13 protein-coding genes are annotated in these 16,070 nt (G+C 29.4%); 2 read left to right on the top strand and 11 right to left on the bottom strand.

All coding sequences use genetic code 11. The features are described 5' to 3' along the window. Positions 1–98: 98 nt before the first annotated feature. From B3B03_RS10670 to nagA, 5 genes are all read right to left on the bottom strand, one after another. Complete coding sequence (locus B3B03_RS10670; RefSeq protein ID WP_346847389.1) at positions 99–1,109, bottom strand: substrate-binding domain-containing protein; 1,011 nt, start codon at positions 1,107–1,109, stop codon at positions 99–101. Positions 1,110–1,250: 141 nt separating this feature from the next. Next, the gene (locus B3B03_RS10665; protein ID WP_346877284.1) at positions 1,251–2,525 is read right to left on the bottom strand and encodes an MFS transporter; all 1,275 of its coding nucleotides are present in this window, start codon (positions 2,523–2,525) and stop codon (positions 1,251–1,253) included. A gap of 90 nt (positions 2,526–2,615) precedes the next feature. Beyond that, positions 2,616–3,356 (bottom strand): tRNA pseudouridine(38-40) synthase TruA, encoded by a 741-nt coding sequence (truA, locus tag B3B03_RS10660; protein WP_346847387.1) that lies wholly within the window; start codon positions 3,354–3,356, stop codon positions 2,616–2,618. A 138-nt stretch (positions 3,357–3,494) separates the two neighbouring features. After that, the gene (locus B3B03_RS10655) at positions 3,495–3,806 is read right to left on the bottom strand and encodes a hypothetical protein (protein ID WP_346877283.1); all 312 of its coding nucleotides are present in this window, start codon (positions 3,804–3,806) and stop codon (positions 3,495–3,497) included. Between the two features lie 33 nt (positions 3,807–3,839). Then, positions 3,840–4,949: an N-acetylglucosamine-6-phosphate deacetylase gene (gene nagA / locus B3B03_RS10650; RefSeq protein WP_346847386.1), complete on the bottom strand. Its 1,110-nt coding sequence runs from the start codon at positions 4,947–4,949 to the stop codon at positions 3,840–3,842. Positions 4,950–5,309: 360 nt separating this feature from the next. Between nagA and pdaA the strand changes: the two genes are divergently transcribed. Both pdaA and B3B03_RS10640 read left to right on the top strand, forming a co-directional pair. Further along, positions 5,310–6,326: a delta-lactam-biosynthetic de-N-acetylase gene (gene pdaA, locus B3B03_RS10645; RefSeq protein ID WP_346877282.1), complete on the top strand. Its 1,017-nt coding sequence runs from the start codon at positions 5,310–5,312 to the stop codon at positions 6,324–6,326. A 224-nt stretch (positions 6,327–6,550) separates the two neighbouring features. Next, on the top strand, positions 6,551–8,101 hold the full coding sequence (locus tag B3B03_RS10640) for a PLP-dependent aminotransferase family protein (protein ID WP_346877281.1): 1,551 nt from the start codon (positions 6,551–6,553) through the stop codon (positions 8,099–8,101). Between the two features lie 53 nt (positions 8,102–8,154). Here B3B03_RS10640 and B3B03_RS10635 read toward each other — a convergent pair whose 3' ends face one another. From B3B03_RS10635 to B3B03_RS10610, 6 genes are all read right to left on the bottom strand, one after another. After that, positions 8,155–9,816, bottom strand: coding sequence for a SulP family inorganic anion transporter (locus B3B03_RS10635; RefSeq protein ID WP_346847433.1), 1,662 nt, complete (start codon positions 9,814–9,816; stop codon positions 8,155–8,157). Between the two features lie 241 nt (positions 9,817–10,057). After that, positions 10,058–11,248, bottom strand: coding sequence for a [FeFe] hydrogenase H-cluster maturation GTPase HydF (gene hydF, locus B3B03_RS10630; RefSeq protein WP_346877280.1), 1,191 nt, complete (start codon positions 11,246–11,248; stop codon positions 10,058–10,060). Positions 11,249–11,266: 18 nt separating this feature from the next. Beyond that, positions 11,267–12,319, bottom strand: a complete 1,053-nt coding sequence (hydE, locus tag B3B03_RS10625; protein ID WP_346877279.1) for a [FeFe] hydrogenase H-cluster radical SAM maturase HydE — start codon at positions 12,317–12,319, stop codon at positions 11,267–11,269. A 282-nt stretch (positions 12,320–12,601) separates the two neighbouring features. Beyond that, positions 12,602–13,978, bottom strand: coding sequence for a hypothetical protein (locus B3B03_RS10620; protein ID WP_346877278.1), 1,377 nt, complete (start codon positions 13,976–13,978; stop codon positions 12,602–12,604). Between the two features lie 197 nt (positions 13,979–14,175). Next, positions 14,176–15,210 (bottom strand): M42 family metallopeptidase, encoded by a 1,035-nt coding sequence (locus B3B03_RS10615; protein WP_346847380.1) that lies wholly within the window; start codon positions 15,208–15,210, stop codon positions 14,176–14,178. Positions 15,211–15,393: 183 nt separating this feature from the next. Beyond that, positions 15,394–15,816: a GNAT family N-acetyltransferase gene (locus tag B3B03_RS10610; RefSeq protein ID WP_346877277.1), complete on the bottom strand. Its 423-nt coding sequence runs from the start codon at positions 15,814–15,816 to the stop codon at positions 15,394–15,396. Positions 15,817–16,070: the final 254 nt, after the last annotated feature.

Genomic DNA, 16,070 nt, shown 5'->3' with positions numbered 1-16,070 from the left:
CACTAATTATAATATACAGCTTCATATTATATATGGCAAATATATGAAGTAACTGTCTCAAATAAAAAATCCCCATCTATATTAGATAGGGATTAAAACTATATTCTTTCTACACTTTCTCTTATAACTAATTCAGATGTATACCTATACTCTGATTGTTCTCTTGGTTGTCGTAAAATTATAGATATTAACTCTTCAGTGGCTTTTCTAGCCATTTCTTTTATAGGTTGTTTAAACGTTGTAAGTGCTGGCGTTATAATTTCAGAAAAAACCAAATCATCAATACCTATAACAGATAAATCATATGGTATAGATATCTTAACCTTATTAGCAACTTTATAAACTCCATAAGCAATAACATCAGAACAAGCTACTATAGCTGTAACCTTACTTTTACAATTTAAAAGTTTTTCCGCTCCCTTAATACCAGTTTCTACATCATGCATAGAAGAGTGTGTCCATTCATCATCTATTTCTAAGCTATGATCTTTCATAGCTTGTCTATACCCTTCCATGCCATCTCCACAATTTGCTAACCAAGGTGTTCCATTAATACACCCTATATTTTTATGTCCTAATTCAATAAGATATTTAGTTGCTTCATAACCATCCCTATAACTATCTAGATATACATTGCAAACGTCTTCACTACTACTAATGCTACGATGAATAGCCACCATAGGATACTTAATTCTTAATAAATCTTCAAATTGCCAACTCTCCTTTATTAAACTAGGCGCAATTATAATGCCATCTACACAGTGCTCTCTCATTAGGTTAATATACTTATGTTCATTTTCTGCATCATTATATGTACTGCAAACTAATATGCTGTATCCATGCTCCTCTGCCGTTTCCTCAATACCCTTAATTATTCGTGAAAAATAAAAACTAGAAATATCCGGCAAAATAACCCCAATAAGCTTAGTTTCTCCATTAACCAAACTCCTAGCCATGGCATTCGGTTTATAGTCAAGCTCCTTAATTAAATTTAGTATTCTCTGTTTTGTCTCCTCTGTAGTTTTTGCTGTCTTTCCATTAATAACATTAGAAACCGTAGTTGCCGACACTTGGGCAATCTTCGCAATGTCCTTTATTGTAACCCCCATACAGATTCCTCCTACTTTATGTCATTTATTAAGCTATAAATATATTATATATGATACTCTATTAAACTACAATAGACCATATGCTCCCCCACATTTATCAAGTAAGCACATGGTCTATGTTAATTATTTTATCAACTTCTACTATTTCTTATATTCAATATGTCTAGCCTTAAAATTACAGGAACAAGATCTATTTATTGTAGTACTTGTCATATATCTTCTAACCTTAAGATAGAAAAATATAGTAGCACAAATAAGTATAATAAAACCGTATAAATAATTATATCTATATCCCAAGTTATTCAAAATAGTTCCACCAAGAAAATTCCCTATAGCTAATGAGAATCCATTAGCTAGCATCTTTAATGATGCAAATATATCTCGATGCTCTATGGCTATATTACTCATCATCAGACTATCTAAAGAGTAAATTATAAGACCAACAGATATACCTCTAACAACTAAGAAAAGTATAAACAATTCACTGCTAGAAACCACTGCTAACATAAAACAACTGATAATTGCAATTATAAATACAGTCAGGTTAAATTTCTTTACCCCCATCCGTTCTATAATCCCTGGCATTAAAATAAGCCCAAACATACTTAAAATAGTTAATGAAAAAGTTATATAAGATATTATATTATTTCCTAAACCAAAATAATTCTTTAATATTAAGTTATTATAAGGTGCTACACCACTAAATCCTATGGCGTTAATAAATAAAAGCATAGAAAAAAGTCTAATTTGCTTATCAGACTTTAAGCATTCTATTGTTTTCCTCATACTTTTCTTTATTTCTTCATTCTCTGCTACATTAGTTATATCCTTAGGTAGCAATAAGCATCTAATAGTTGAAGTCACTATTAGAATTATAGCTGCTAGTAGAAATAACTTTTTATACCCTATTCTCGCAAAATATTCTATTCCTGTTATATTTCCAGCTATTAGTGCTCCTACAGCTCCGGCTATTAAATTTACGGAATACTTATAGCTATAGGCACAACATTCCTTTTTACCTATAGTATATGAATACAACAATTGTAACTCTGTAACATTTATAAGACACGTACCTATATTTATAAGAATTTGACCAAACATAAGAATTATCATTGCTCTAAACCCCATATGAAACCCAACTCCTATGGCACAAATTAATAATCCTATACATAAAATTCTCTTTCTTCCAAGTATTTTAATAAATGGTCCTACAAAAAAGCCTGTCAAAGTAAATAGAGAGCCTAGAGAAAATATTGTTCCTATAGCTTCAGCTGATAAACCTATAAAATCATAATATAAAATTTGCAAAAAGAAAAACATTCCCATGCCCAGAGCACATAGAGCTTCACTCGCTACCATTATATGTATATTTCTAGGAAATGTCTTTATTATTTGTAACGTCTTTAATTTACCCATTTTATGTCCACCTTAAATAATCATTCTCTATTTAGGGTAAACAAAATTTCAATACTTATACAAAAAGAGAGCATTATTGCTCTCTTAAAATTAATTATATTCAACTTCTTTTAAGCATAATCCTTTAGCCTGAGCCATTGGTCCAGCTTGTGCTCTCTCTTTTGCCTCTAAAATTTTAGCAACATCACTTGGCTTTAACTGATTTTTCCCAACTTCTAAAAGAGTTCCAACTATTATTCTAACCATATTTAAAAGGAATCCATCTCCATTGACTTCTATTTTAATAATCTCATCATCCTTTGTTATATCAATATAATTTATAGTTCTAACAGTGGATTTATTATCTGATTTTAAGCTTGTGAAACTCTTAAAATCATGGGTACCAACCAAAATATCTGCAGCTGCCATCATAGCATTTAAATTTATTTCTTCTTCAATGTGGTATGTAAATTTTCTATTAAATACATTTCTATATTTTCCATTGTTTATAGTATACTCATAGGTTTTTGCCTTTGCATTATATCTAGAGTGAAATCTTTCGTGAACATCAGTTACTGATTTTACAACTATATCCTCTGGTAAAAATTCATAAAGATAGTTCAAAATATCTTCATTGGTAAGGGTAGATTTAGTATGAAAATTAGCTATATAGTTTTTAGCATGTACTCCTGTGTCTGTTCTACCACAACCTATAACTTGAATATCTTCATTAGTCATCTTACTTAATACATTTTCAATTTTATCTTGTATAGTAGCAACATTATCCTTTTGCTTTTGCCATCCTTTATATCTAGTTCCATCATATTCTATTACCATTTTTAAATTTCTCATAAAATCTCCTTTATTATCTCTACTAGTTAAATTCTCTATAGAATAAACAGAGTTCTAACTCTTAGCTCATTCCAATTAAGTATATACTCTTTACTAAAATAAAGCTATAAAATAAAGCTATAAAATTATGTAGTTATATTATTTAACTGTCTTGCAATTTTTAATTATCCCTTGGTAGAGGTATTCTAAATGCTCTACATCCACATTTTCAGCCTTTAAACTATCAATTCTTTCTCTAGCCTTTTCTATAGCCTCTTTTGCTTCTGCATAATCCCTTTGTTTTATAGCATTACTGGTATATTGAAGCAAATAATCTACTTTTAATAAAATTTTGGCTAAGTCTTCTCTATCATCATTTACTAAATCCAATAAAAGAGAATATATCTTAGGGGATGAGCTATTTCTATGAGTATTTAAAAAGTCATTATTTTTACTATTTTTCTTTGCCATAATATAATTTCTCCCTTCTTAATCCTAAAATTTTTATCTATTTTCAAACACAACTTTTCCTTTACATAGAGTCTTTACAATATTATACTTATTATCTAATATTACTATATCACAGTCCTTGCCTTTATCTAAACTACCCTTCCTATGAAGTATATTTAAATTTCTAGCTGGATTTGTACTTGCCATAGTGACAGCGTCTTCTAAGGTACATCCAGTGAATTTTATTATATTCTTTACAGCATCTATCATAGTTAAACAACTTCCAGCTAAGGTTGTATCTTTAAGTCTAGCTTCATTTCCAACTTTAATAACCTTTTGTCCACCAAGTTTGTACTCACCATCTTTTAACCCTTTAGCTTCCATAGAATCTGTTATTAATATTATTTTTTCCCTTCCCTTTATTTTATAAACAGCTTTTATAGTGTCTTTGTGAAGATGTATTCCATCACATATTATTTCTACACCTAATTCATCAAAAGTAAAACCAGCAGTAACTACTCCAGGTTCTCTATGATGATGAGAGCTTTGTCCATTGTGAAAATGTGTAACACTGGAAAGACCCTTTTCTACTGCTATTTCTATTTGAGAAAAAGTTCCATCACTATGCCCTACTGATGGAATAATGTTATTATTTGTAAGACATTTTATAAATTCGAACTTATTGTCTAATTCAGGAGCATAAGTAACCTTTTTAATGTTATTGTGAGAATGTTTTATAAGCTCCTTCATTATCTCACTATCTGGGGTTAAAATATAATTCTCAACCTGAGCTCCCTTATACTTTTTATTTATAAAGGGACCTTCCAAATGAAGTCCAATTATTTCTGCTCCATCTACTTCATTATTATCATTATGGTTTTTAACCTTTAAAGTATTATCAATAGCTTCTCTTATTTTTTTCAAACTTGCAGTCATGGTGGTTGGAAGAAAAGCTGTAACTCCTTCTCCTGGCAATTTATTAGTTAGATTTCTTAAACCTTCATAATCAGTGTCCATGACATCTATTCCGTATCCACCATGGGTATGCTCATCTATAAAGCCAGGTACTGCATAACATCCTTTTTCTATAACTAAAGACTCTCCATGGTCTGCAATTTTTCCATCTTTAATATATATTGTTGTATCTGTTAATACCTTTATCATTCCCACTGCCCCTTAAATCTTTATTTTTCATTAACAAAGCAATTATTAATATTCATATTAAATATATTTCCAATCTTACTATTTAAATGAAAAAACCTTGAAACCCGCATGAATAGAACAAATAGTTAAATAGTTTCCTATATAGCTATTTAGCTATTTGGCTATTTACCTATCTAAATAGTGAACTATGGAAATAGTACGATATTCTACATTTCATTATAAGATAATCTTACTAAAGGTTAAACATATTTTTATTACTATAGTAGAAAAACTTTTTGTATTTTTTATTAACTATAAACACATGCTATTCGTATATTAATTACTAAAGTCACTAATGATATTCTAAAAAGGAGGATTAAAATGAGTAAAAAATTTATATGTAATTTAAGTTTAGTCCTTGTAATTATAAGTTCTTTTATGTTTGTTGGATGTACTTCTAACACAGGGTCTACCTCAAACTCAACTACAGACAAGGATGAAAATAAAAGTGTATTTAATACTGTGAAAGAAATTGATGATGAAATAATTAAGGGAGCTTCTCAAAATGATCAGAGAAATCCTTCATCCTCAAAAGATGATTTAGCAGTTAAGCCGTCAGAGGTAGATGAAAATATATCCAATGATAGCTCTAATAACCCATCTAATGAAGATCCTGCTCCAATAGCTTCAAAAATAGATACTACTAATCTTAGCAATCAAAAAATAGCATGGTGGTTTAAACCAAATAAACAACATGTGACACCAGAAGTAAATTTAAATTTAAAGTTTGATTTAAATAGATATGATGCTCATTACGTAGGAGATACTAGTAAAAAGGTACTTTATTTAACCTTTGATGAAGGTTATGAAAATGGATATACCCCTAAAATTTTAGATATACTAAAAGAAAATGATGTTAAGGCTATATTCTTTGTAACTTCACCTTATGTAAAAGATAATCCAGATATTATAAAAAGAATGGTAGAAGAAGGTCATATTGTTGGTAATCACACAAATCATCATCCTTCTATGCCAGATGTTACTAGATCAGAGGAGAAATTTAATAATGAATTTTCAGATGTAGAATCAAAGTTTAAAGAAATTACTGGTGAAAATATGCCACTTTATTTCAGACCACCAATGGGTGAATACTCCGAGAAATCTTTAGCTATGACAAAAAATCTAGGTTATAAAACATTATTTTGGAGTTTTGCATATCATGATTGGGATATAAACAAACAACCTGATCCAGTTAGAGCAAAAGATACTATAATGAACGGCTTACACAATGGCGCAATTCTTCTTGTTCATGCAGTTTCTAAGACCAACACAGAAATCCTTGATTCTATACTAAAAGAAGCCAAAGCACAAGGCTATGAATTTCAACTATTCCAGTAGATTATAAAATATATTACTTTAAAGATGCTCTTAAAATATTTTCAAAATGCATTCTTCCTAAAATATAATAAGCAAGAAAAGGAGTATTAATACATTTGTAAGCAGTATTAATGCTCTTTTCTTATAATTATCTTCAATCTTTTCTTTACAATGTCATTACTTAAATATATAATTATTGTATCGTTACAATAATTATATTTAGAATAATGAAAGGAGTATTAATAATGAACTCTATTTCAATAGAATTAGATAAATCATCTACAATACCTATGTACCTTCAAGTAGCTAATAAAGTTGAAGCATTAATAAAATCTAACACTTTAAAAATTGGTGATAAGCTTCCCCCTATTCGTAAATTAGCTAATGAATTAGAAGTTAATAATGTAACTATAGTTAATGCATATAAACAACTTGAGATAAACGGATACGTTAACGCTATAAAGGGAAGTGGATATTATGTAGCAGAGCAAGATAATATCTATATGAGTTATGATATTTCATCCTCCCCATCCAATAGTAGAGGTATAAATTCTGAAAATCTAGATTCACATAATACCTATGTAGCTTCTCCTAACTACCAGGAAGACTTTAAGCTTATGTCTAATGGTCAAATTGCTATGTCTTCAACTACTATTAACTTTGCTAGTGCTACTCCTGATCCAGGTATCTTCCCTTTTGAAGCCTTTAAATCTGCTTTAAATGAAGTCCTAGATAGAGATAAAGGTTACGCATTTGGATACCAAGAAAGCAATGGTTATGAACCTCTTAGGTCTTCTTTATGTGATTATTTTCTTCAAGAGTATGGAATAAATGCTACTTCAGATAGCATTCAAATAGTTTCTGGTGCTCAACAGGGTATCGATATAATTGGTAAAGCTCTACTAAGTCCTGGTGATTATGTTATTACAGAAAATCCTACTTATACAGGAGCTGTTGCTGTATTTAAATCTAGAGGAGCTAATATCATCGGTGTACCCATGGAAGCTGATGGCATAAACTTAAAGTTATTAGAAGCAAATATTAAAATATATAAACCTAAATTAATATATGTAATGACTCAATTTCAAAATCCTACTACAGCCTCTTATTCTGAAGAAAAACTTAATCAGCTATTAGCTTTAGCTGATAAATACGATTTATATTTGGTGGAGGATGATTCTTTATCTGGACTTTCCTATGATAGTTCTTTTAAGAGCAAAACCCTTAAATCTATGGATAGTAAAAATAGGGTTATCTATATCAAAAGCTTCTCAAAGCTTTTAATGCCTGGACTTAGAATAGGATTTATAATTTCTCCTAAAGCTATAAAAGATGAACTTTTAGCAGCAAAACATACTACTGACATTTCTTCTTCTGGATTAATTCAAAGAGCACTGCAACTTTATTTTAAAAATGGTTACTGGGAAAAACATCTAAAATATATGATAGAGATGTATAAAATAAAATATGATGCCATGAAATCAGAACTAAAAAAGCTTAAAATATATGGCATAGATTTTATAGATCCTAAAGGTGGTCTTAACTTTTGGGTAAAACTTCCTAAGGGCGTTTCTGCTAGTGAGCTATATGTTCAATGTTCAAAAAAAGATGTATTAATTGTTCCTTGCAATGTATTCTATGTAAATAAAGATAAAAATATAGATAACACTTTAAGACTTAGTTATGCTGCCACTAATTTAGAAGAAATTCAAGTTGGCATGAGTATAATTGCTGACTGCCTATCAATGCTTATAAATAAAGGTAAAAGAACCTCTTATATAAGTCCTCTTATATAAGAAAAATAGGTTCTGTATGCAAATAGTAAACTATTTATACAGAACCTTTAATTTTATCCCAAAAGCTTTCCTTCTATATTTATATACTCATGTGCAGCCTTTAATCCTTCTTCTCTCGTATTAAACACCGCTTCTTCACCTAAGGATTTTACAAACTCCATTTTAGTAAGTGCTTTTTTAGGTTGTAGTTGTAGATTGGATATTATCAGTTTTATATTGTGCTTATTACAATGATTGTGTAACCTTTCTAGCGCTGAAATTGCACTGGCATCTAATGCTTGAGTATGCCTCATGTCTAATAATAATACTTCTGCTGCAGTCTCAATTTTACTTATCATCTTAATAAAATCTTGAACTACTCCAAAGAAGAAAGGTCCGTTTACTTCATATATTAAAATTTTATTATTATCAATCTGTATTACTTCTCCATCTTTATTTCTTTTGCTTTTTATTCCTTGAACTTTTTTAATATCTGTAGTTTCAGCTAATCTTCTTATCCATAAGAACATAGCTAGAATCATTCCTATCTCTATAGCTACTACTAAATCAAATACTATAGTAAATATAAAAGTTAAAAGTAAAATTATAATATCACTTTTTGGTGCTTTAAGAAGGGATTTAAAGGTTGACCACTCACCCATATTATAAGAAACTACAATTAATACTGCTGCCAAAGTTGTCATAGGTATCATTTTAGCTAAAGGCATAAATAATAGCATTATTAATAATAAGGTTATAGCATGTACCATTCCTGAAATTGGACTTCTACCACCATTTTTAACATTAGCTGCTGTTCTTGCAATGGCTCCTGTAGCTGGAATTCCTCCAAATAAAGCTGAACCTATATTTCCAATACCTTGAGCAATGAGCTCCATATTTGAATCATGACTATCATCTATCATTCCATCAGCTACAACTGCTGATAGTAATGATTCTATAGCTGCTAATATTGCAATAGTCATAGCTGGCTTAAATAAAACTTTTATTGTTTCTATTTCAAACATGGGAATTGAAGGCACTGGTATACTAGATGATATTTGTGCATATCTACTACCTATTGTTTCTACTGGTAAATTAAATAACTGAACTGCTAGAGTAGATACAATAAGTGCTATAACGGAACCCGGAATAGTTTTATTTACCTTTGGCCAAAACACCATTATCAGTATACATCCAATTCCAACTAAAAGTGCAGTAATATTTAAAGTGCCCATATTAGAAAAGTAGCTTTGCCACTTAGGTATAAACTCTGCTGGTACATTTTTAATATTAAGTCCTAAAAAATCTTTAACTTGTGTAGATAATAAAGTTATGGCTATCCCACTAGTAAAACCTACAGTTATAGTATGTGGAACATACTTTATAAGATCTCCTAATTTTAATACTCCCATTATAACAAGCATAATTCCAGCCATAAGGGTTGCTATTATAAGACCATTAATACCATACATTTGTACTATAGTATAAACTATAACTACAAAAGCTCCGGTGGGACCTCCTATTTGCACTCTACTTCCACCTAAAAAAGAAATTATAAATCCAGCAACTATAGCAGTGATGAGGCCTTTTTCCGGAGATACTCCAGAAGATATACCTAGTGCAATTGAAAGTGGTAATGCTATTATAGCTACTATAATTCCAGCCATAACATCCTTCATTACTTGCTCTTTAGTAATCTTTTTCTCTTTAATAAGAGTAAAAATCTTTGGTGACATCTTTTCTCCATCCTTTACTTTAGCTTTAGTCACTCAACAATATTCTATTTTAATACTTATTTCTACCACTAAGTACTAAAGTAGAGTATCGTGGCAACGAACATAGCCTCAGGGGAAGATTATCGTCCTCTGAAGCCTAATGCTTATGCTATTATTTATGGGTGCAAAATAAGCTTTACACCCATAGATATTTTATACCTTGCTATTTGAATTGTCAAATTTATATTCTATATGGAATAATTTACATTTTATAAATTGATAAGGTTCGATCTAAAATACCTGTTAAATATGCAAGTATAACTCCATAGTTAGTTATAGAAACCTTCTTATCTTTGCACTGATTTATTCTGTTAATAACAGTTTTTCTATTTATCATACATGCTCCACAATGAATTATCAAATCATATTTTTCAATGTCCTCTGGGAAATCATGACCAACTCTATATTCATAATTAAGATCAAATCCTACATGCTTATTTAAAAGCTTTGGAATCTTAACTTTTCCTATATCTTCATGAGACACATTATGAGAGCAGCTTTCTGATATAAGTATTCGTGAATTTTCATTAAGGTCTTTGATTTTATTAGCCCCCTCTACAAATACAGATAGGTCTCCTTTATGTCTTGCAAAGAGCATAGAGAAACTAGTTAATTTAATATTAGATGGAACTATTTTATCTACCTTCTTAAAAGCTTGGGAATCTGTTATTACTAAGTCTATATCCTTAATATCTACCAGAGCAGATTCCAATTCTGTATCTCTTACTACATAACTTTTTATTCCATAATCTAAACAATCTCTTATGCATTGAACCTGAGGTAATATTAACCTTCCTTTCGGTGCTTCTGAATCTATAGGTACTACAAGAACAACCTTACTATTATAAGGTAATAAATCACCTATTATGGGAAGTTCCTCTTGATTCTCTTGTACCATAGCTATAATTTTTCCCTTTAAAGTTTCAATTCCTTCACCAGTTATGGAAGATACAAATACACCTTCAGAAAACTCATTTTTCAAATCTATTATTTTATTATTATTTAAAACATCTATCTTATTAATGACAAGGATATGTGGCACATTATACTTTTTAAAATTTAACTTTACTTCTTCGTAAGCTTTTATGTCTATATCATCAGAATCCATAACATATAGAGCTAAATCTGTCCTCTTAACTATTTCAAGAGTTTTCTCACTCCTTACAGCTCCAAGCTTGGTATCATCCCAAAGTCCTGCTGTATCAATAAATAGAACTGGACCAATTGGAATTAACTCCATTGCCTTTGAAACTGGGTCTGTAGTAGTTCCTCTTACATCTGAAACTATAGAAATTTCTTGTTTAAGAATTTTATTTAATAATGATGATTTTCCTACATTAGTTTTACCATATATAGCTATATGCGTTCTATTAGAATTAGGTGTAGTATTCATTCTCTCTCTCCTTCTAATCTATTGCTTACGTATCCAGTCTAAATTATCTCCTCTAGTAATATCTAACTGGAATCCTGCACTTTTTATTCTATTTTCAATACAATATCTACATTCTGCTGCTTCATCTCCAGTGCATATCTTTCCATCATAAAGAGAATATTTCTCTCTCACACTTCTTGGTGATAGGTTAGGCATAACAACATTTGCTCCAGCTTTAATTCCCATCTCCCTTCCCAAAGGATTAATACTACCTAGTGCTGTAGTAGCAGGTAATAAAATATTTGGGACTAAAAGTCTTACTAAAGCTAGCATAGTAATAGTTTTTTCTAAAGTTCCTGATTTACAATCCTTTAATACTGTGTCCTTATGGGGTATAAAAGGACCCAATCCACACATATGAGGAGATAGTTCTTTTATAAATCTTAAGTCATTAACTAAATCCTTATTTTCTTGTCCAGGTAACCCCACCATAAATCCTGCCCCTATTTGATATCCTATTTCCTTTAGGTTGTATAGGCATTGTCTTCTATTCTCAAAGGTAGCACCTGGATGAAATCTATCATAAAGTTCTTTTGTAGCAGTTTCGTGTCTTAATAAGTATCTATCTGCACCTGCATCATAAAGTTTCTTATAGGATTCATAACTTCTCTCTCCTAAAGAAATTGTTATAGCATTTTCAGGATATCTTTGTTTTATAGCTTTAATAACCTGTACTAATCTTTCATCTGTATAATATGGATCTTCCCCTCCTTGTAATACAAAAGTTTTATATCCTAGTTCATCTCCTAGGTCTGCACATTCTAATATCTCTTCTAGAGTAAGTCTATATCTATCAGCATTTTTATTTTCTGCTCTAATTCCACAATAAACACAATTCATGCTACAGTAATTAGTGAATTCAATGAGACCTCTTATATATACTTTATCTCCATATACTTTCATCCTAGTTTCATGAGCTTTTTCTATTAAATATTTTTTACTTTCTTCATTCAAATTATCTAATATGTACAATAACTCCTCTGAAGATAAATTATTAGTTAAAGCTAACTTATCTATTAAATCTCTTATCATAATTTTCCCCTTTACAATATAATTTTATAATATACTTAACCTAAAATAAAAGTCTAGCCATCTTAATATAGAAAGAAAGCTAGACCCATAATATATAACAATAACTATGGTTCTGGTTTTATAGTTTTCTTTCAGATTAGATTGTTTTATCTTTTCCGTTAGATTTTTAAACCTTTACATTTATTTTTATGAAAATTTAAATTTAGTATTCCATCTTTAGAATAATACTTTATTATAATAAATTCAAGCCATTTATTGCAGTGACTTGAATAAACCAATTATTTATTGATTATTATATAATCTATTATAATAAGTTTCGTCTATAGAAGGATTCTTTATAATAATTACTCCTTGAAAATAATCAGTAGTTACCCCTGGTTTTTTCCCTATAATTCCTCCAACTTCTTCCCCAGCTACATCTTCTTGTGAATATAAGATATCATCTGGAAATGGAAAATATATAGGAGTAAATTTTCTTTTATATGGACTTCTTGAGTTGTTTAAATCTATTACCATATCCTCTTTATCTAACTTTATTTCTTCGATGAGCGTATTTAAATCTTCTCTTGCTGCATTTATTTGCATATGTGTATTATCAAAATTAAATTTACCTTTTTGGTATATAACATTAATCCCTAAAACCTTATCCTTAAATTTCTTATCCTTTGCAATTTTTGCTCCTAAAAAATCTACATCTAAAATTTTATGTTGATAGCTATATATCTGGTATACATGGATATAACATCTTTTCATATTCATATCTTTATAGAAACTATTCAAATTATCATATAAATATTGAGAATACTTTTCATTTCCATTTGTATTATTTGAATCATCTTGATGATATGTTTTCATAATTTCTTGCAAATTTCTTATATTATCTAAAACAATTTTTATGTTATTTAAATCATCATTTAAAGCTTCTTTATATTCTTCTTCATTGGCATTAATATCACTATAAAAATTATCAATATGCTTTAAAATTATTTCATTTCTTTTTTCTAATTCCTCATCATTACTTATATTTGTTATAATCTCTTCACTTTTTAAGTTTTCCAAAATATTATTTATATTTTCTATCTGCTTATCTGTTAAATCAGGATTTCTACTAATTATCCTTTTAAAATATAAGTCAACAGATTGAACGGACTCATTTATTCCTATTCCCATTATATTTAATTTTTTATTATCGGGAAGTTGGCTATTTTTTAGGTATAATTTTTTTAGCATTTCCTGCTTTGAATCTCCAATAAATGCATATCCCATAGAACTATTATTATATGATTCTAATAAGGATTCATCTCCAGTCTGTAAGTATTCATTTATAATTGCAGCTTCTGCATACCCTACATCAACTAAAAAATATTTTAACTTCCATGTATCCATTAAGTAAGATATAAATTTATATTGAATTTGCGCATTCTCCTTTATTCCAATTTCTTCATTAGTCAAAACTATCTTTTTATCCTTTACACTATCATCAAAAATTTCTAATGCAGAATAATCCTCATAATTAGTGAAATCTATATTAGAAGAATTTTTGCCTATATAGCTTTTCTCATTAGCTGGCAATGATATGTACATTCCTCCTATTAAAAGGATAAATCCTATCACAAAGGCAAGGGTAATAATAATTTCTTTTTTTATTTTATAATTCAATATGTCTCCCCCTTTTTATCGTAAAATTCATATCCATAATATATCTAAATTATACTTAATATTGAATTATATGTAAACCTAATTATACTTTGCTTATATGTTGTTATAGATTTTTCAATATCTTTAATCATGGGGAAAATTTCTTGTAGAAATAAGACTCAACTTACCATATCTAATGATAAATTGAGTCTTAATAACTATCTTGTTAAGTAAGCATATAATAATTTTATTGTTCCTTCTAAAGCTGTGTAGTGAGTTCTTTCCATTCCATGGGAAGCATGAACTCCAGGTCCTATTAGTGCACCTTTAATATTATTTCCACCACTAAGTGCTGCTCCAACATCTGAACCATACATTGGATAAATGTCTACAGCATATTTTATTTCGTTGCTTTTAGCAAGATTTACTAGGTCTGTAGTCATATTAAAATCATATGGCCCATTAGAATCCTTAGCACAGATAGAAACATCATATTCTGTACAAGATAAATCTTCTCCAATACATCCCATATCTACAGCTATCATTTCTGTTATATCTGATGGTATATAAGCTGAACCATGTCCAACTTCTTCATAAACAGATATAAATACTTTAGTAGTATAGGTAGGAACTATCTTTTCGCTACTTAATATATGAAGAAGATTCATTAAACATGCAACGCTACCTTTATCATCTATAAATCTAGATTTCAAAAATCCACTTTCTGTTATAGTAGTTTTAGGATCTATAAATATAAAATCTCCAGGGCATATTCCTAGTTTTTCTACATCTTCTTTAGATTTTACAACTTCATCAAGTCTTACTTCCATATTCTTTGGATCACGAGCTTTAGATTTTGCATCTTCAAATACGTGAGCTGCTGGACTTGTACTTAGGAATGTTCCATTATATATTTTTCCTTCTCTAGTTCTAACCTTACAATATTCAGCATCTAAAGTAGGAACTATTGGTCCTCCAATTAAAGTAAACTTTAAAGTACCTTCGCTAGAAATAGATCTTACCATAGCTCCTAATGTATCTACATGTGCAGATAACCCTATTACTTTATCACTACTTTTTCCTGGAACAGTTATAACTCCACAGCCTTTAACAGTCTTTTCAAAAGCATAACCTAGTTCTTCTGTCATTGATTGGATTTTGTCCATAACGTCATAACAAAATCCACTTGGGCTATCAATAAGCAATATTTCTTTTGCTGTATTTAGAACCTTTTCTTTGTTTACTGTTATCATTTTTCGCCCTCCCGATAATATAAATTTTATATTCCTATTATTCTTTAATCTTAGATATAAAAGTAATTAATTTTTAAAATATCTAAATAATTATAATAGTCATATAATTTAGTCTCTCTAAATATTATAATATTCATCTATAAATTATTAAAGGGTTTATAATAATATTTTTTATAAAGTTTTCTATTCAATAAATCCCTTTTCTTTCATATCTTCAGCATTATTAAATAAAGCCATACCAGTTTTCATCTTTCTAAAATTAAAGCTATTATAGAATCCTTCTTTTCCCATAGCAGCATATAAAATCACATTGCATCCTGGCAATGACTCAAGTATAGTGCTTACAATTAACTTTCCTATTCCTTTACCTTGATACTGTGGCAATATGGCTACATCATAAATTGCACCTTGATAAACTCCATCTGATAATGCTCTTCCAAATCCAATAAGATTATCATTATCATATACAAATATAGCAATATAGCTGTTTTCAAAGGCTTTCTTATGGGTTGCTTCATCAAAATACCCCATACCTCCCAGCTTTAATATTTCTGGAATCAAGCTCCAATCTACATTATCACAGTTTTTTTCTATTTTTATATTCATAATATCGCTCCCAATTATGTTCTTTCATGTTAATTATTCATTCTTATATTTATCAATTTTTAAGGTTTTATATAAGCATAGCATTATTCTTGTTTCTTTACAATTTCTTCTTCTTTGCTGCTCATATTTAAGCCGTTGATGTATTTGTCTGGTCATGGTAAAATGATAAAAAATACAACCATGCAAATATTTACTAAAAGGTAGTTGATGAGATTTACGCTTATAAATTGAATTTATATGATAGGTGGTGATTA

Source organism: Clostridium sp. UBA5712, assembly GCF_002419845.1.
GTDB classification, from domain to species: Bacteria; Bacillota; Clostridia; order Clostridiales; family Clostridiaceae; genus Clostridium_J; species Clostridium_J sulfidigenes.
This window is presented reverse-complemented; position numbering and strand designations above follow the sequence as displayed.